This window comes from Enterococcus sp. AZ129 (assembly GCF_051714505.1).
GTDB lineage: Bacteria > Bacillota > Bacilli > Lactobacillales > Enterococcaceae > Enterococcus > Enterococcus faecalis.
In genome coordinates, this window is record NZ_JBIORY010000001.1 from 891606 (window position 1) to 908928 (window position 17323).

Annotated in this window: 16 protein-coding genes and 1 riboswitch; of the genes, 12 read left to right on the top strand and 4 right to left on the bottom strand. The window is 36.6% G+C overall.

Features of this window, described 5'->3' with window-relative positions; genetic code table 11:
• Positions 1-34 precede the first annotated feature (34 nt).
• A riboswitch (M-box (ykoK) riboswitch) is annotated at positions 35-202 on the bottom strand.
• Positions 203-442: 240 nt separating this feature from the next.
• From IGJ90_RS04515 to IGJ90_RS04530, 4 genes are all read left to right on the top strand, one after another.
• Positions 443-1012, top strand: a complete 570-nt coding sequence (locus tag IGJ90_RS04515) for an adenylyl-sulfate kinase (RefSeq protein ID WP_438767635.1) — start codon at positions 443-445, stop codon at positions 1010-1012.
• Positions 1013-1058: 46 nt separating this feature from the next.
• The gene (locus IGJ90_RS04520; RefSeq protein WP_002382060.1) at positions 1059-1574 is read left to right on the top strand and encodes an AAA family ATPase; all 516 of its coding nucleotides are present in this window, start codon (positions 1059-1061) and stop codon (positions 1572-1574) included.
• Between the two features lie 268 nt (positions 1575-1842).
• Positions 1843-3441, top strand: a complete 1599-nt coding sequence (locus IGJ90_RS04525) for an Nramp family divalent metal transporter (protein ID WP_438767637.1) — start codon at positions 1843-1845, stop codon at positions 3439-3441.
• Complete coding sequence (locus IGJ90_RS04530; RefSeq protein ID WP_010822665.1) at positions 3441-3866, top strand: universal stress protein; 426 nt, start codon at positions 3441-3443, stop codon at positions 3864-3866. The genes IGJ90_RS04525 and IGJ90_RS04530 overlap by 1 nt, the downstream gene beginning before the upstream one ends.
• Before the next feature lie 54 nt (positions 3867-3920).
• On the opposite strand, the gene IGJ90_RS04535 is transcribed toward IGJ90_RS04530, so the two are convergent.
• Positions 3921-5591: a PucR family transcriptional regulator gene (locus IGJ90_RS04535; protein ID WP_438767640.1), complete on the bottom strand. Its 1671-nt coding sequence runs from the start codon at positions 5589-5591 to the stop codon at positions 3921-3923.
• A 380-nt stretch (positions 5592-5971) separates the two neighbouring features.
• Here IGJ90_RS04535 and IGJ90_RS04540 point away from each other — a divergent pair, with 380 nt between their 5' ends.
• The 5 genes from IGJ90_RS04540 (at position 5972) to IGJ90_RS04560 (ending at position 11310) form a co-directional block, all read left to right on the top strand.
• Positions 5972-7633, top strand: a complete 1662-nt coding sequence (locus IGJ90_RS04540) for a peptide ABC transporter substrate-binding protein (RefSeq protein WP_438767642.1) — start codon at positions 5972-5974, stop codon at positions 7631-7633.
• Positions 7634-8884: an amidohydrolase family protein gene (locus IGJ90_RS04545; protein ID WP_002382064.1), complete on the top strand. Its 1251-nt coding sequence runs from the start codon at positions 7634-7636 to the stop codon at positions 8882-8884.
• Complete coding sequence (locus tag IGJ90_RS04550) at positions 8881-10098, top strand: amidohydrolase (RefSeq protein WP_010816399.1); 1218 nt, start codon at positions 8881-8883, stop codon at positions 10096-10098. The genes IGJ90_RS04545 and IGJ90_RS04550 overlap by 4 nt, the downstream gene beginning before the upstream one ends.
• Positions 10099-10332: 234 nt before the next feature.
• Positions 10333-10812 carry a GAF domain-containing protein gene (locus IGJ90_RS04555; protein WP_438767644.1) on the top strand — a complete coding sequence of 160 codons (480 nt, stop codon included), beginning with the start codon at positions 10333-10335 and terminating at the stop codon, positions 10810-10812.
• A gap of 66 nt (positions 10813-10878) precedes the next feature.
• Positions 10879-11310, top strand: coding sequence for a VOC family protein (locus IGJ90_RS04560; RefSeq protein WP_002399473.1), 432 nt, complete (start codon positions 10879-10881; stop codon positions 11308-11310).
• 45 nt (positions 11311-11355) lie between these two features.
• Here IGJ90_RS04560 and IGJ90_RS04565 read toward each other — a convergent pair whose 3' ends face one another.
• The 3 genes from IGJ90_RS04565 to galM form a co-directional block, all read right to left on the bottom strand.
• Entirely contained in the window at positions 11356-11994 is a 639-nt protein-coding gene (locus IGJ90_RS04565; protein WP_438767646.1) for a sugar O-acetyltransferase, read from the bottom strand.
• Positions 11995-12114: 120 nt separating this feature from the next.
• Positions 12115-12261, bottom strand: coding sequence for a hypothetical protein (locus IGJ90_RS04570; RefSeq protein WP_002384758.1), 147 nt, complete (start codon positions 12259-12261; stop codon positions 12115-12117).
• A gap of 130 nt (positions 12262-12391) precedes the next feature.
• Positions 12392-13450 (bottom strand): galactose-1-epimerase, encoded by a 1059-nt coding sequence (galM, locus tag IGJ90_RS04575; RefSeq protein ID WP_438767648.1) that lies wholly within the window; start codon positions 13448-13450, stop codon positions 12392-12394.
• Positions 13451-13648: 198 nt separating this feature from the next.
• Here galM and IGJ90_RS04580 point away from each other — a divergent pair, with 198 nt between their 5' ends.
• The 3 genes from IGJ90_RS04580 to galT are packed head-to-tail and all read left to right on the top strand — an operon-like array spanning position 13649 to position 17322.
• Entirely contained in the window at positions 13649-14812 is a 1164-nt protein-coding gene (locus tag IGJ90_RS04580) for a galactokinase (protein ID WP_438767650.1), read from the top strand.
• A 15-nt stretch (positions 14813-14827) separates the two neighbouring features.
• Positions 14828-15817: a UDP-glucose 4-epimerase GalE gene (gene galE / locus IGJ90_RS04585; protein ID WP_002361578.1), complete on the top strand. Its 990-nt coding sequence runs from the start codon at positions 14828-14830 to the stop codon at positions 15815-15817.
• Between the two features lie 14 nt (positions 15818-15831).
• Positions 15832-17322: a UDP-glucose--hexose-1-phosphate uridylyltransferase gene (galT, locus tag IGJ90_RS04590; RefSeq protein ID WP_438768309.1), complete on the top strand. Its 1491-nt coding sequence runs from the start codon at positions 15832-15834 to the stop codon at positions 17320-17322.
• Position 17323: the final 1 nt, after the last annotated feature.

A 17323-nucleotide genomic window follows, 5' to 3' on the forward strand; every position in this document is an offset into this window, starting at 1 on the left:
TAAAGAGGTCGCCGAATAAAAGAAGAAGATTATAGGGTAATCACAATAATTGAGCTTTGGCTTTCTGAGACGTAAGAAAAAAATTCTAGTTATCTTAGGAAAGCCTTAATTCGACAATCCCTGCTTTACTCGTTACTGTCTCTCGACATTTCCGAGCGATAACCTGTGTTCTTCAGAGTAACCTCACCTAATATGATTCTATTTGATTTACATGCTTATCATACTCGTGACTAAAAATAAAACAATTTCTAGCTGGTTATACCTGAATGACTGTTTGTTGTTATTCTATTCAATGATTCTTAAAAAGATTGCTCACATTCTGTTTTTTTAGGGGGAAATTATCAGATGAGTATGTTATGTAACGCAAGGTGAATAGTATAGGATGTTGTATTTTTAGCTTGTTTCGTTTACTGTTAAAGATGTAAGTAGTAACTATAAGTGAATGGATAAAATTTTGGGAGGTAGTGTATTGAAAACAAAAGTGATAGTAATTAGCGGTGTGACAGCAAGTGGAAAAACGACACTCATTAATGCTTTATCTGATACTGTTGAAAATGCTTATGTACTTTCATTCGATGATTATAGTATTGATGCTTTGCCATCGGCACCATCCCATGCTTTTTTATTAAAAAATTTCAACTTTGCAGTCAATTTATTCGATATTACCCAGTTAATGAAAGACTTTTTTTCTGTGAATGCTCAAGGCAAATTTAATTATATTTTTATAGACTTTCCATTTGGCTATTTACACGATGATTTGAAGCCTTTTATTGATATTGTGATCTACCTGAAAACGCCATTAGATGTTTGTTTTGCTCGCCAAGTGATTAGAGATTATTCTTATTCTCAAGGAGAAAGTATTATTAAGTGGGCCCATAACTATTTAAATAATGTTAGACCGCTATTTATAGAACATGAAAAAAATGTATCAGTAAGTTCAGACTATCTTTTAGATGGCACACATAGCGTAGATGAACAAATACAAAAGCTAAAAAAATTAAAAGTAATCTAGCACCTAAATTAAACAACAAAGAAATTTGTTCAGAAGAAAGGAAATTATGATGATTATTTGGTTAAACGGTGCGTTTGGAGCCGGAAAAACGACCATTGCACATGAGTTACAACAAAAACTTCCCAATGCAATCATTTATGATCCAGAAATTATTGGTAGTGCATTGATGGAGCTAGTTCCCGAAGAAATGAAAGAAAATGATTTTCAAGAGTATCAGGAATGGCGTTGCTGGAATGCTCATTTATTAAAACGAATGTCCAAAGAGTCTGGACGGCCGATTATTGTTCCAATGACCCTTTATAAAAAAGAATATGAAGAAGAGCTGATTGGATATTTGAGACGAGCAGGCATTGACGTTTATCATTTTTTGTTAGCGGTCGAGAAAGAAGAAATTTTACAAAGATTATTGAAAAGAAATGATGGAACTTTTGAATGGGGGAAAAATAAGTTGCCCGAAGTACTTGAAGGTTTTCGTCAGATTCAGTTTACCGAGATTTTTAGAAATCATTCAGCTGACACGACAGAAATTGTAGCATCCATTCTTAATAGAATAACCGAATAAAAATAAAATAAGGGACCTAAGCCGAAATGACTTAGGTCCCTTATTTTCTACTTCTTAAGATAATCAACTACCAGCTACCCTAATTTCTTCAAACTTTAAGACCGCACATTTACGACAATCTATTTTTACACTGTCAAAATTTTCTTTCAAGTCTTGCATTTTGTTATTTTTAGCAGTATATTTTAGGTGTACCTAAAATATATTAGAGGTTAACCTTCTGACGGGAAGGGCCTTTTAAAATTATTGCAAAACGAAAGAAGGAATTGAATTGAAAAATTCAGAAGAACATGAACCAAAGCAAAGACATCATTTGATTGAATATGCAAATGGTCCTTCGCTTGAAGAAATTAATGGCACCATTGACGTGCCTAAAAATATGAGTTTTTGGAAAACGTTATTTGCTTACTCAGGTCCAGGAGCATTGGTAGCAGTGGGGTATATGGATCCAGGAAACTGGTCTACTTCAATTACTGGGGGACAAAATTTTCAATATTTATTGATGTCGATTATTTTAATTTCCAGTTTGATTGCAATGTTGCTCCAATATATGGCGGCTAAATTAGGCATTGTTTCACAGATGGATTTAGCACAAGCGATTCGTGCTAGAACTAGTAAGACGTTAGGTATTGTATTATGGATTTTAACAGAGTTAGCAATTATGGCTACAGATATCGCTGAAGTTATCGGGGGCGCAATTGCCTTATATTTATTATTTCATATTCCTTTAGGTCTGGCTGTCTTCATTACGGTATTTGATGTTTTACTTTTGTTGTTATTGACAAAAATTGGTTTTAGAAAAATTGAAGCTATCGTTGTTGCTTTAATTGTTGTTATTTTTGTGATTTTTGCTTATCAAGTGGCATTGTCAAATCCAGTATGGGGAGATGTAATTAAAGGGCTGGTTCCTAGCGCAGAAGCTTTTTCTACATCACATGCGGTGAATGGGCAAACACCACTGACAGGTGCATTGGGGATTATTGGTGCAACAGTGATGCCTCATAATTTGTATTTGCATTCTTCTGTTGTACAAAGTCGTAAAATTGATCGTAAAGATAAAACCGATATTCAACGCGCTTTACGCTTTTCAACTTGGGATTCTAATATTCAATTAACGATGGCATTTTTTGTTAACTCTTTGTTATTGATTATGGGTGTGGCCGTTTTTAAATCCGGCAGTGTCAAAGATCCTTCATTCTTTGGTTTGTTTGATGCTTTATCAAATCCAGCGGTTATGAGTAATTCTATTTTAGCGCATATTGCAGGTTCTGGAATTTTATCAATTTTATTTGCGGTAGCCTTATTGGCATCAGGACAAAATTCAACAATTACAGGAACGTTAACTGGTCAAATCATTATGGAAGGCTTTATTCATATGCGCGTGCCAATTTGGTTACGTCGGATGGTCACACGTTTGTTATCTGTTATTCCTGTCTTAATCTGTGTTTTAATGACCAGCGGGAAAAGTACAGTGGAAGAGCATATCGCGATTAATAATTTAATGAACAATTCACAAGTTTTTCTAGCATTTGCTTTGCCATTTTCGATGTTGCCTTTACTGATGTTTACAGATAGCCGTATTGAAATGGGTAAACATTTTAAAAACTCGTGGTTAATTAAATTGTTAGGCTGGGTTTCTGTCATTGGCTTAATTTACCTCAATATGAAAGGCTTACCTGATCAAATTGAAGGATTTTTCGGTGATAATCCGACAGCGAGTCAAATTACGTTAGCCGATAATATTGCTTATGTCATCATAGCACTCGTCATCCTCTTGTTAGTTTGGACGGTTGTGGAATTATATAAAGGCGATAAACGATATGCACAGCAGCTTGCAGCTATGGAGCAACAAGTAGAGGAGGTTAAATAATGAAATTTTCAAAAATTATGGTTGGTGTTGAAGAGTCGCCAGATGCGTTAAAAGCATTTCATTATGCTATCCAAAAAGCAAAAGAAGAACAAGCTGAATTGGTCATTGTTTCGATTTTAGAAGAGAAAGAGATTAATGTTTACCAATCGTTAGATAAAAATTATTGGCAAGAACAGTTGGCGAAATTAGAGAAACAAACGGAAAAATATCAACAAGAAGCGTCAGCGAATGGCATCGATAAAGTAAGTGTAATTGTCAATGAAGGAAACCCAGGGGAATTAATTATTAATAAGCTTATTCCTTTGAATAAACCAGATTTGTTAATTATTGGCTCCAAATCAACTAGCAAATTAAAAAGCTTTTTTGGTAGCCAAGCAGCTTATATGGCTCGATATGCACCAATTTCTGTAATGATTATTCGCTAACAAAATTGAAACAGTTAAAAAAGCCGCCACGATTTACTATTCGTGGTGGCTTTTTTATAGTAATTTTTGTTTGTATAAATAAACAGCCAAACTTAGTTGTAGCGAACTATCAGGAAATTCTAAAGTTAAGTGAAGAATCTCTTCTATTTTTTTTAAGCGGTAAATAATTGTATTACGATGTACATACATATTTGTGGCAGTCAACGAAATATTTTTATTCGATTGAAAGTAGGTGTTGATGGTTTCTAGTAGGGAACTTTCATGTTTTTGATCTTCTTTTTCTAATGGTTCAATCAATCGTTGATATATTTTTTGTTTGGCTTGTTTGGTCAGGGTTTCGATCATTAAACGATAAAAAAAGAGGTTGTCATAATTCAAAATAGTTCGTTGTTGTAATTCTTGACTTGCTTGTGCTAAGTGGAATGTTTCTTGTGCTAATTTATAAGAATCACACAGATTGGTGATTTTTTTGACAGTTGGACCAATCGCTAATTTAAATGATAATTTTGGATTCAGTTTCATTAGTTGCTCTAGTAAATTCTTGGCAAGATGAGTGGTTTGTGCAAGATAGGTGGCTTCCTCTTGTGCTGGATTTTCTAGTAATAAAATAAAGCCAGTTTGTGTAGGAAAGGCAGTAATTTTTTGTCGATATCCTTCTAAAATATGATTCAATTGATGGCCAATGCTATTCATTTGAATAGTCGGATTAAACAGTTGTTCCAATTGTTCAATGGCTACAAGCAAGAGACTAAATGTATCTTTTTCATTTAATTGCAGATAATTACTAAATTCTTGCCAAGCTTGAGGATTGGTATTTTTTTCTTGGATAAGGTCTTGAAACAGCGCCCCGATCTTTTGCCTCGTTGTTAAATTTTCCGAAGATTCTAATTGAAGTTGTGGTAAAAGGTAGTGAGCACAGACCTCCACAGATAATAAATCAATCGTCTGTAATTTTTTGGTAGTTTGCCAAATCACTAAGTAAGATAAGCTGAGATTTTTCTTTTTGATGGGTAAAATTCGCAAAGATAACTTATGGTTCGCTAAGGAAAATTCAACAGTCAATGGTTCTTTATAAAATAATAGGAGCTCATTGTTCTGGGCTTTTAAAGCTGTCTCAAACTGTTTTTTGAGAGTCGCGTTGTTTAAAATACTGGTGATTCTTGTTGGCGCATCAGGTAAATCAAAATGATTCATAATCTGAAAACGCTCGTCTAAAAGCATTACAGGCGCTTGAATCGCGGCACTTAATACTTCCAGTAATTGGGTACTTTTTCCGCCAGCTTTGATAATTGTATAAAATTTATTATGCATATGAACAGAATGTTGGCTAATCGTTTCGTCAGGTTGATTGACTCGGCGATTGACCAATGAAATAATTTGAGAAAAGTTGTAATTATAAGGGATTGAGAGAATTGGTAATCCGACGTCATTCGCTAATTGGATCATCTCTTGTGGAACTTCATTGAAATAGCGTTGGACTTTAAAGCCTAGGGCAGCGCAGTTCATATTTGCTAGTTCTTGAATAAGACGTTTTTGCAAGCAAGGCTGATCTTTGAAAATATATCCGGTAGTTAATAAAATTTCTCCTGGCGTTAACCAGTCAAAAGCATCAGGATTTTCTAAAATATTTGCTTGTAGAATTGGCGCATCTAAATTGGTCTCGTGTGTCAATAAGGTTAAACCAGGTAGTTCTTCTGCATGGAGTAGATCATTGACCGTCATCATTAGCAAGGCCTCCTTTTGTATGAATTATCTAAAAATTAAGTGTATTTATTGTAAGATGTTACAAAACTATTTTAGGGAAAATAAGGTATCCTTATACTAATAGAAAAAAGTTCCAAGTCATCACGTGATTGGTAGTCACAAGTGACCAAATAAGAACAATTAGCGCTTACAACCTATAGAAACGCATCGTTTAAAGATATAGCAATAGTATACTTAATTTTTAATGCTTTTACTATTGTTTCAGCTACTTTAAATGTCTCAAGTATTTCTATAATCTGTAAGTTTTTTGAGACTCTTATCAGATATGCTTCTTTTTCTATATTTTATCAGAAAATTCTGGTAACTTTGAAGGTTATAGTTTGTAAAATGGAGGGATCGGTATGAAGAAATTAAAAATGTTAGGATGCGTCGGTTTGCTTTTAGCTTTAACGGCTTGTCAGGCGGGAACGGGAAACTCGGCTGATAGTAATAAAGCAGCGGAACAAAAAATTGCAATTAGTTCTGAAGCGGCTATTTCGACAATGGAACCACACACAGCGGGGGATACGACCTCGACTTTAGTCATGAATCAAGTTTATGAGGGACTCTATGTTTTAGGTAAAGAAGATGAATTAGAGTTGGGGGTCGCTGCCGAAGAACCAGCGATTTCTGAAGATGAAACCGTTTATACATTTAAGATTAGAGAAGATGCCAAATGGTCGAATGATGATCCAGTAACAGCAAACGACTTTGTTTATGCATGGCAACAAGTTGCTTCCCCTAAATCAGGGTCGATTCATCAAGCGTTATTTTTTGATGTCATTAAAAATGCTAAGGAAATTGCTTTAGAAGGCGCAGATGTGAATACTCTTGGGGTTAAGGCGCTAGATGATAAAACGTTAGAAATAACTTTAGAGCGGCCCACCCCTTATTTGAAATCTTTGCTTTCGTTTCCTGTTTTGTTTCCACAAAATGAAAAATATATCAAAGAACAAGGGGATAAATATGCCACTGATGCAGAACATTTGATTTATAATGGTCCTTTTAAATTGAAAGAATGGGATAATGCCTCTTCCGATGACTGGACCTACGAAAAAAATGATACGTATTGGGATGCTGAAAAAGTTAAATTAACAGAAGCAAAAGTTTCAGTAATTAAGAGCCCAACGACAGCGGTGAATTTGTTTGACTCGAATGAATTGGATGTAGTGAATAAGCTAAGTGGTGAATTTATTCCTGGTTATGTTGATAATCCAGCCTTTCTTTCAATTCCTCAATTCGTCACATACTTTTTAAAAATGAACAGTGTTCGTGATGGAAAAGAAAATCCGGCTTTAGCGAACAACAATATTCGTAAAGCGTTGGCACAAGCTTTTGATAAAGAAAGTTTTGTAAAAGAAGTCTTGCAAGATCAATCAACGGCCACAGATCAAGTAATTTCGCCGGGACAAACGATTGCGCCAGATGGAACAGATTTCACAAAACTAGCTGCTAAGAAAAATAACTACTTAACCTACGATACAGCGAAAGCAAAAGAATTCTGGGAAAAAGGGAAAAAAGAAATTGGGCTGGATAAAATCAAATTAGAATTTTTAACAGATGATACAGACAGCGCAAAAAAAGCTGCTGAGTTTTTCCAATTTCAATTGGAAGAAAATCTAGACGGATTAGAAGTGAATGTTACTCAAGTTCCTTTTACTATTCGTGTTGATCGTGATCAAACGAGAGACTATGATTTAGAATTATCTGGTTGGGGAACCGATTATCGTGATCCATTAACAGTTATGCGCATTTTTACTTCGGATAGTACCTTGGGCGGCGTAACGTTCAAGAGTGATACGTATGATCAATTAATCCAAGAGACTAGAACAACACATGCGGCTGATCAAGAGGCTCGTTTAAATGACTTTGCTCAAGCACAAGATATTTTGGTGAATCAGGAAACGGTTTTAGCACCAATCTACAATCGAAGCATTTCTGTATTAGCTAATCAAAAAATCAAGGATCTGTATTGGCATTCATTTGGACCTACGTACAGTTTAAAATGGGCCTATGTTAACTAATTGAATGAAGGTAGGAAGGGGTTTGTCATGCTTTTAAAAAACTGTAAATTAGAAACAGGATTCTCTACTGTGAATCAGCGAATTGTTGCGACAGAAACAGCTAGCTATGATATTCGAATTGAAAACGAGGTCTGTACTGCGGTCGCACCGCAGTTAAGGCCTTTAGAGAGCGAAACAGTTATCGATGTGAATCAGCAACTCGTTTTACCTGCTCTAAGAGAAATGCATATTCATATTGATAAAACGTATTTTGGGGGACCTTGGAAGGCCTGTCGTCCACTAACGAAAGGAATTTTAACACGTATTGAAGAAGAAACTTGGCTGTTACCTGAACAATTACCAACTAGTTTAGAACGTGCTTGCCAAGTTATTGAGCAGTATATTCAACAAGGCCATTATCATATTCGCAGTCATTGTAATGTAGATCCATCTATTGGAACGAAACATATTGAAATTACTAAAGAAGCATTTAGTCGATATGAACAATACGTTACTCATGAAATTGTGGCTTTTCCTCAACACGGATTACTCCGCTCACAAGTCGAACCTTTGATGCGCGAAGCCTTACGCATGGGGGCAACTCATGTCGGTGGCGTTGATCCAGCCCTTGTGGATCGTCATGTGGATCATTCAATCGCAAAAATATTTGAATTAGCTACCACATTTAATAAAAAAATTGATGTTCATTTACACGCCCGTGATACTTTGGGACTTTATGAATTTAATAAATTTGTTGATTATACAGAACAAGCAAAAATGTTTGGCGAAGTCACTTTAAGTCATGCTTTAGCCTTAGGGGGCTTAGAAGAAGCAGCAATTAGAGACATTGCGCAAAAATTCATCGAAACAGGTATTGATTTGACTTCCACTGTACCGATTGGAATGCCCACCATGCCGATTCCAACCTTGGTTGAACAAGGTGTTAAGATCTCCGTGGCTCATGACAGTTTGACGGATCATTGGTCGCCTTTTGGCAGTGGCAATACAATAGAAAAATTAAATACAGCCGCTCAAAGATTTAAAATTAGCGATGAGTATCGCTTGAATCGTTTATGGGGCTTAGCGAGTAATTTTGTAACGCCTCTTGATCCTAACGGGCAGCGAGTTTGGCCTAACGTCGGCGATTCTGCAGATTTCCTACTATTTAATGCTGAGAGCACTGCTCACGTGATTGCACGCCAACAGCCAATCCAACAACTGATACTAAAAGGACAACTGGTTGAAGCCGTTCAAAAGGGGGAAAGAGAATGACAGCATCCATTGTTTATTTGAATAATGTTCGTTTAGAAACTGGTTTTGCTAAAGACCACCACGAATTAACGTATACTAAAACCGCACGCTATACTTTAGCGATTCAAGAAGGCAAAATCCAAGCGATTATTCCGCAAAATCAAGTCACTGAAAAGCAACAAGGCACTGATTTAAAAGGACAACTGGCTATTCCCGCTTTTCAAGAGAGCCATAATCACTTAGATAAAACCTACCTTTCATTAGGCTGGCGTGCTAGCCAACCTGTTAAGAATTTAAAAGAGCGTTTAGCAGACGAAGCCAGTGAACTTAAATTGTTAGCGCCGTCAACAGAACAACGAGCAACGGCCATGATTGAAAAATTGATTGGTTATGGAGCCTCTTATATTCGGACACATGTCAACATTGATCCTTATGTAGAACTAGAAAACTTCTGGGGCGTCAAAAGAGCCTTAGAAAAATATGCGCATGTGATTGATTATGATATTGTTGTCTTTCCACAGCATGGATTATTAAAAAATCCCCACACGGTTTTACTCATGAGAGAAGCCCTAAAAAATGGTGGAACAATGGTTGGTGGTTTAGATCCTGCAGGCATTGATTATGCAATTGAAGAATCTTTAGAAACTATTTTCGATCTGGCAGAAGAATTTCAAGTAGGAATCGATATTCACTTGCATGATACGGGGGAAGTGGGTGTTTATACAATTGATAAATTTTTAGACATTTTGGAAGAACGAAAATTTACTCAGCGAACCGCTATCAGTCACGCCTTTGCGCTGCTAGATGTACGACCAGCAGAAAAAGAAAAACTATACCAACGCTTGGCAACGCATCAAACGGCGATTATGTCTACAATTCCCTATGATCCTCGTTATTTATTGCCACCAATTGATGTGTTACGCCAAGCTGGTGTATCGGTTCATTTAGGTAGTGATGGCTTTTTTGACTCTTGGAGTTCTAATGTTTCAGGTGATTTATTTGAAAAATTACGTAATTTTTGTGAAATGACAGGAAAGATTACAGAAGAGCAACTTACTCAAGCTTACGTCCATGGCTGTGGCAAAGAAGCACCTTTTTCATTTGAAGAAGAACGCCTTTGGTTTACAGAAGGCGACGAAGCAAACTTTATTTTTACAGAAGCAGCTTCTACAGCAGAAGTGATTGCTAGAAAACCACAGAAACGCCAGATTATGTTGAAAGGACAATGGGTTTAACTTGCTTTAAAATTAGGTAGAAATAGAATGCTAAAAAGCCAAACAGAGGAAACAGGGTTCAGATCTGAGCAACGCACAGTGTTAGTCCTGCGGTTACTCGTCACAGTTTAATGCGTATAAAGTGCTTCTGCTCACAACGTGGATCAGCTTTTCAAGTTTGTTTGACTCACTTTAACATAGCACTTTTGCGTATCTTCCTTTATAATAAGACAAAATGAAGGAGATGAACCAAGCATGACTGAACAAACGAGAGAAAACAAAAAAGCAGCCTACGAATTGTGCTTACAACAATTGAGCGGTTTGTTAGAAATAGAAACGGATGCTATTGCAAATTTAGCAAACTCGTCTGCGTTACTTGCACAAACATTACCAGATACCGTTTTTGCTGGGTATTATTTATATAAAGATGAAGAATTAGTTTTGGGGCCTTTTCAAGGGAAAGTCTCTTGTACCAGAATTAAAATGGGCAAAGGTGTCTGTGGTGAGTCCGCGGAAAAACAAGCTACATTGATTGTTGATAACGTGAAGACACACGCCAATTATATTTCTTGCGACTCAGCTGCGATGTCTGAAATCGTTGTACCGATGGTAAAAAATCATCAATTGGTCGGTGTTTTAGATATTGATAGTGGTGTAACAAATAGCTATGATGCGATTGACCAACTGTATTTGGAAAAATTTGTTACCTTGTTACTAGAAAAATCAGATTTTTAAGCAGACTATTTTTGCTTTCTGACAAATCATGAGAAAATAAAGTATAAAATTTGATCATGAAAGAAGGTGAGTCATTTGTTAGAGCTGTATATAAATTTTAAAGGTGAAGCAAAAGAAGCAATTGCGTTCTATGAAGATGTTTTTGATACAAAATGTCAAAATTTAATGACTTTTGGCGAAGCACCTGAAGATCCTGAGCATCCTATAAACGACGAGATAAAGGATTTAGTGATGAACGCAAGTATCATTATTGAAGGAACCTATGTAATGATTTCAGATGTTCCTGATATGTTTGGTTTTGAAGTTACGGAAGGAAATAACCTTTCGCTCGTGGTTAGCACAGATGATGATGAAAAAATTGATCGCTTATTTAAGCGATTATCTGAAGGTGGCACTGTTACAATGCCATTATCTGAAACTTTTTGGTCCAAAAAGTATGGTTCCCTAAAAGATCAGTTTGGCATCCATTGGATGTTTAATTATTATGAAGAAAATTAAAATAAAAAATCCCCAATCCGTTATTTTCATTGGATTGGGGATTTTTTATTCATGAAAGAATTGCTTCTTAGCGATTTGATACTGCCGTTGCTTTTCTGTCCAAAATTGCTGATCGTTTTCATCAATTTTGCGAATGACTTTTGCTGGATTGCCCCCAACAATCGTGTTGGCAGAAACGTCTTTTGTAACCACAGCACCAGCAGCAACAATAGCATTTTTTCCAATTGTAACGCCAGGTAAAATGGTGGCACTTCCGCCAATCCACACGTTATCTTCAACAATAATTGGCGTACCGAATTCTAATTCTGCAGTTCGAATCGTTGGATCAATTGGATGGCCGGCAGTATAAAAACTAGCACGAGGGCCAACCATGACATTATCACCGAAGATGATTTTGTTTACATCTAAAAAAATGCAATCCATATTTGCATAAAAATTTTCTCCTACCTCAATATGGCGACCGTAATCTACATGGAGGGGTGGGGTGATATATAACTCATTGCCAGTTTTTCCTAATAATTCTTTTTCTAGGGCCACAATTTCTTTCACATTATCGATAGGAAGTTGATTGATTTTTTGAGCTAACACCTTGCCTTTTGTTGATTTGTTTTCGGGTAAAATGGTGGGGGCGTAATATAATTCACCTTTTAACATTTGCATATAATCAAAGTCATTTTGTTTCATGTAAGCGCTCCTTTAGGCTTTTTCTCTATTGTATCAAATCAATACAATAAGTCGAGGAATATGTAAAATAAAAAAGGACAGATAGCAAAATAGCCTTGCTTATCTATCCTTTATCTAAGGTTATCCAATTTTTTTAACTCTCCCGCCAATTTTATCTGCTAATTTTTGTGCTTCTTTTTCAGAGTGGTAAACTAAACAACCTGATTTATCTCGCGTACGTTTACCATCTGCAGTTAAATAGCCATGAAAAAATTTGATTGCATACATAGACATCACCACCTTTCTAATTGAAAATAGTGTAAATGGAGCGATTAAAAATGTCAAATAATAGAAGTGCTCTTAACCATTCTTATCTTTTTTAGTTCGAAGATAAGCTTGGTTAAGAGCATCATTTCACTTAATAAATTAGTTTGAAACGGGTCGTTGAGTGAAATTCCTGTTCAGGTGAGAGGGTTATAGAACCGAACAACGGAAATCTTTCAGCACCAGGACAGACTTGGGTTTCAAATGTGAGCGCTCCGTGATTGACTAATTTTTGCCCTTGAATATCGGGACCGTCATCAGCAAAATTTGCTGAAAAAATAACAACTGAAGGTTGATCAGTGAACATTTCTAAGGTGATATCTTTAGTAGGACTTTTTAAGATAACATCTGGGTTAATTAAATCATGATTGGTTAAGATGAAAGGGTGATCGAAGCCGTTCATCTTTTGGATTTGTTCATCGCTACTTGAAAAAACCTCAGCTAATTTTTTAGGTTTTTGTAAATCAAAAGCTGTCTGGTCGACGGAAGCTAATTCTCCAAGCGGTAAAACTCTTTCATCAAGCGGGACATACTTTTGGGCATTTATTTGTAACTCATGCGCATCAATGGGGATTGTAGGATTTCCAGTTAAATTAAAGTAGACATGATTGGTTGGATTAAAAAGTGTTTGTTCATCTGTAGTTGCCTGATACTCAATTTGCCATTCATTTTCTTCAGTCAATGTATACGTGACTGAAACAGTGAGATTTCCAGGAAAACCATTTTCACCAGCAGGACTCTCTAGCCAAAATTTCACAGAAGGATTCACTTGTGCCTCTTGGATTTCGCTGTGCCATTTTTTACTTTCAAACCCAGGTGTGCCACCGTGAAGTGTTGTTTGAGTAGGAGTATTAATCATCGTTTGATACGTTTTACCCGCTAGTTCAAAGGAGCCATTGGCAATTCGACCAGCTGTTCGACCAATTGTTGCACCAAAATATAAGTCTTTAGACAAATATTCATCTGCTGAGGGAAAGCCTAGTACGAGTGATCGGGATTCATTTTTTGTAAGAGGAACGTCGAGCGCAACAATTCGCGCACCAAAATCTGTTACTTTTAAAGCCACACCATTTTTATTCGTCAGTGTATAAAGAAGCATTCCTTGTCCAAATGATTCAGTTGAAATAGTCAAAATAATCAATCCTTCCTTCAAGTAAATATTTAGTAAATTTAACTTTGTTGTTTAGATTATTTAAATAGTCGAAAAGAAACACTAAGAAAATAAATCTTTATTTAATTGTATTGTACACGTTTTCAACTGAAATGACAATTAAGAAAATATTAAGTAAATATTTGCAAAAATTTAGTAAATATTATACAATTTGTTTACTAGTGAAAGGAGCGATTAGTGATGGAAGAACTGTTAATGAATCGATTTGTAGAAATATTTGGTGAGAAAGGGACAGCCTGTTATTTTGCCCCTGGAAGAATTAATTTGATTGGTGAACATACAGATTACAATGGCGGTCATGTTTTCCCAGCGGCTATTACTTTAGGGACATTTGGTGTGGCAAGAAAAAGAGACGACCAAAAAATTCGAATGTTTTCTGATAATTTTAAAGAGGTTGGTCTCATCGAATTTTCATTAGAAGATTTAACCTATTCAGATTCAGATGATTGGGCAAATTATCCTAAAGGCGTTTTAAATTACTTGATTGAAAGCGGACACAATATTGATTCTGGCTTAGATGTGCTCTTCTACGGTACGATTCCTAATGGTGCTGGCTTGTCTTCTTCTGCTTCTATTGAACTTTTAATGGGAACGATCTGTAATGATTTATATGCTTTACACTGTCCAATGCTTGAATTGGTGCAAATCGGTAAAAAAGTGGAGAATGAATTTATTGGCGTTAATTCAGGAATTATGGACCAATTTGCCGTGGGGATGGGAGAAAAAGATCAAGCTATTCTACTAGATACCAATAATATGCACTATGAAATGGTTCCCGCCAAATTAGGTGAGTATACGATTGTCATTATGAATACTAACAAACGTCGTGAATTAGCAGATTCAAAATATAATGAACGCCGTGCAGAATGCGAAGAAGCCGTTCGTTTGCTTCAAAAAGAGTTATCTATTGAATTTTTAGGTGAATTAGACAGCGAGACATTTGAACAATATCAAGCATTGATTGGAGATCCAACGTTGATTAAACGAGCGCGTCATGCCGTCACAGAAAATGAACGAACTTTATTGGCAAAACAAGCGCTAACTGAAGGGGATTTGGAAGAATTTGGCTTATTATTAAATGCCTCACATCGTTCGCTAAAAGAAGATTACGAAGTAACTGGCGTTGAGTTAGATACCTTAGTGGCTTGTGCGCAAGAACAACCAGGCGTTTTGGGCGCACGGATGACTGGTGCAGGGTTTGGCGGTTGTAGTATTGCTTTGGTACCAAAGCAAAATATAGATGCATTTATTGAAGCTGTTGGCCAGAGTTATCAAGATAAAATTGGCTATGCTGCTGATTTTTATCCTGCATCAATTGATGACGGTGCCAGAAAGTTATTTTAGAAAGGAAGGCTTTAAATGTCTATTTTAGTATTAGGTGGCGCAGGCTACATCGGCTCACATGCCGTCGATCAATTAATTTCAAAAGGATATGCCGTTGTGGTTGTTGATAATTTATTAACAGGACATCGTTCAGCCGTTCATGAACAAGCGACTTTCTATGAAGGCGATATTCGTGATAAAGCTTTTTTACGTAGTGTCTTTGAAAAGGAGTCAATTGAAGGTGTGTTGCACTTTGCGGCCAATTCTTTAGTAGGAGAATCCGTGGAGAAACCGTTAATGTATTTCAATAACAATGTTCACGGCACTCAAATTGCCTTGGAAGTCATGCAAGAATTTGGAGTGAAACATATTGTTTTTTCTTCCACAGCGGCCACTTATGGCGAACCAAAAGCAATGCCTATTACAGAAGAAACCCCAACGAATCCTAAAAATCCGTATGGGGAAAGTAAATTAATGATGGAAAAAATCATGAAATGGTGCGACAACGCTTATGGAATGAAATATGTTGCTTTGCGTTATTTTAATGTTGCAGGAGCAAAAAAAGATGCCTCAATTGGTGAGGATCACACGCCAGAAACGCATATTGTGCCAATTATTTTACAAGTGGCATTAGGCCAACGAGCAGAGCTAAGTATTTTTGGGGATGATTATGATACACCAGATGGCACGTGCATTCGAGATTATGTTTATATTGAAGACTTGATTGCAGCACATATTTTGGCTTTAGAATACTTGAAAAATGGCGGCGAAAGTGACGTCTTTAACCTTGGTAGCAACAACGGTTATTCTGTTAAAGAAATGTTAGATGCTGCTCGCGAAGTGACAGGCCAAGAAATTCCTGCGACAATCGCGCCACGCCGAGCAGGGGATCCTAGTACGTTAATTGCTTCTAGTGAAAAAGCCAAACGAGTTTTAGGCTGGCAACCAGAAGTAACTGAGGTCAAGGACATTATCGCCACCGCTTGGCAATGGCACGTGAAACATCCTCAAGGCTATAATGAATAGGAGAACATCAGATGATGAAAGAAAGTAGTAAATGGATTGCTGCATTTGTAGAGATAATCATAGAAAATGGCGATTGGACGGAAACAGACCGTTATTATTTGACGAATCGGATTGCTAAACTAGTTGGCTGTGATTTTTTTGAACAACCAGAAGCGGTTGCTTGTGAGCAAGAACCGTTGCGTGTGGTGGAACATCTTTTAAATATTGCAAAAGCCAATCACCAAATCGATGACTCAATTACGGAAGCAGAACAACTAGAAGCGGAGTTAATGGATTTTATTACGCCGACCCCAACCACTATTAATCAGAAGTTTATGGACTATTATCAAGAGTCTCCACGAAAAGCAACGGATTATTTTTATCAGTTATGTAAAACGAATAACTACATTAAAACGAAAGCAATCGCCAAAAATATTATTTTCCCAATGGACTCACCCTATGGTAAACTAGAAATTACCATTAACTTATCGAAGCCAGAAAAGGATGCTCGAAAAATTTTGGCTGAAAAGAAAATGAGTCAAAAAAAATATCCAGCGTGTATGTTATGTATGGAGAATGAAGGCTATTATGGCCGTGTGAATTATCCAGCACGGACAAACCATCGGATTATCCGACTAAATTTAGAGGACGAAGCTTGGGGCTTTCAATATTCGCCATATGCTTACTATAATGAGCATGCGATTTTCTTGGACCAACAACATCGAGAAATGAAAATCGAGAAAAAAACGTTCCAACGGCTCCTTAAAATTACGGAGTTATTCCCTGAATATTTTGTGGGCTCTAATGCAGATTTGCCAATTGTTGGTGGTTCTATTTTATCTCATGATCATTACCAAGCAGGACGTCATACATTTCCAATGGATTTAGCACCAATGGAAAAAAGATTTTCTTTGAAAAAATATCCTGGGATAACTGCTGGTATTTTAAAATGGCCGATGTCTGTGATTCGTCTTCAAAGTGATCGTCAAGAGGAACTAGTTGAAGCAGCCGAATTAATTTTGACCAAATGGCGCAATTATTCTGATGAACGTGTCTCAGTTCGGGCCTATTCAGAAGATGGTACACCGCATCATACGATTACGCCAATTGCCCGACGCAAAGGGTCATTATTTGAATTGGATTTAGTTTTACGAGATAATAATGTTTCGGAGGAATTTCCAGATGGCATTTTTCATCCACATCCAGAAGTACAACATATTAAGAAAGAAAATATTGGCTTAATTGAAGTAATGGGACTAGCTATTTTGCCACCAAGGCTGGCACAAGAATTAAGAGAAGTCGAAAAGTATTTATTAAAGCAACCCAATCAAATTGCTGAAAGCCATCGAGCTTGGGCGGATGAACTCAGTCAGCAAACCATCACTGAAGCCAATGTCAAAGAAGTGATCCAACAAGGAATTGGGACGATTTTTGTTCAAATTTTAACAGATGCCGGCGTCTTTAAACGTGATGAAGAAGGCCGTCGTGCTTTTGAACGATTTATTCAATGTATAGAAAATGATTAGT

Excerpts from the sequence above, each read along its gene's own strand:
- IGJ90_RS04515 (WP_438767635.1), top strand. The coding sequence starts at position 443 with ATGGATAAAATTTTGGGAGGTAGTGTATTGAAAACAAAAGTGATAGTA.
- IGJ90_RS04520 (WP_002382060.1), top strand. The coding sequence starts at position 1,059 with ATGATGATTATTTGGTTAAACGGTGCGTTTGGAGCCGGAAAAACGACC.
- IGJ90_RS04530 (WP_010822665.1), top strand. The coding sequence starts at position 3,441 with ATGAAATTTTCAAAAATTATGGTTGGTGTTGAAGAGTCGCCAGATGCG.
- IGJ90_RS04535 (WP_438767640.1), bottom strand. The coding sequence starts at position 5,591 with ATGATGACGGTCAATGATCTACTCCATGCAGAAGAACTACCTGGTTTA.
- IGJ90_RS04540 (WP_438767642.1), top strand. The coding sequence starts at position 5,972 with ATGAAGAAATTAAAAATGTTAGGATGCGTCGGTTTGCTTTTAGCTTTA.
- IGJ90_RS04550 (WP_010816399.1), top strand. The coding sequence starts at position 8,881 with ATGACAGCATCCATTGTTTATTTGAATAATGTTCGTTTAGAAACTGGT.
- IGJ90_RS04555 (WP_438767644.1), top strand. The coding sequence starts at position 10,333 with ATGACTGAACAAACGAGAGAAAACAAAAAAGCAGCCTACGAATTGTGC.
- IGJ90_RS04565 (WP_438767646.1), bottom strand. The coding sequence starts at position 11,994 with ATGAAACAAAATGACTTTGATTATATGCAAATGTTAAAAGGTGAATTA.
- IGJ90_RS04570 (WP_002384758.1), bottom strand. The coding sequence starts at position 12,261 with ATGTATGCAATCAAATTTTTTCATGGCTATTTAACTGCAGATGGTAAA.
- IGJ90_RS04580 (WP_438767650.1), top strand. The coding sequence starts at position 13,649 with ATGGAAGAACTGTTAATGAATCGATTTGTAGAAATATTTGGTGAGAAA.
- galE (WP_002361578.1), top strand. The coding sequence starts at position 14,828 with ATGTCTATTTTAGTATTAGGTGGCGCAGGCTACATCGGCTCACATGCC.
- galT (WP_438768309.1), top strand. The coding sequence starts at position 15,832 with ATGAAAGAAAGTAGTAAATGGATTGCTGCATTTGTAGAGATAATCATA.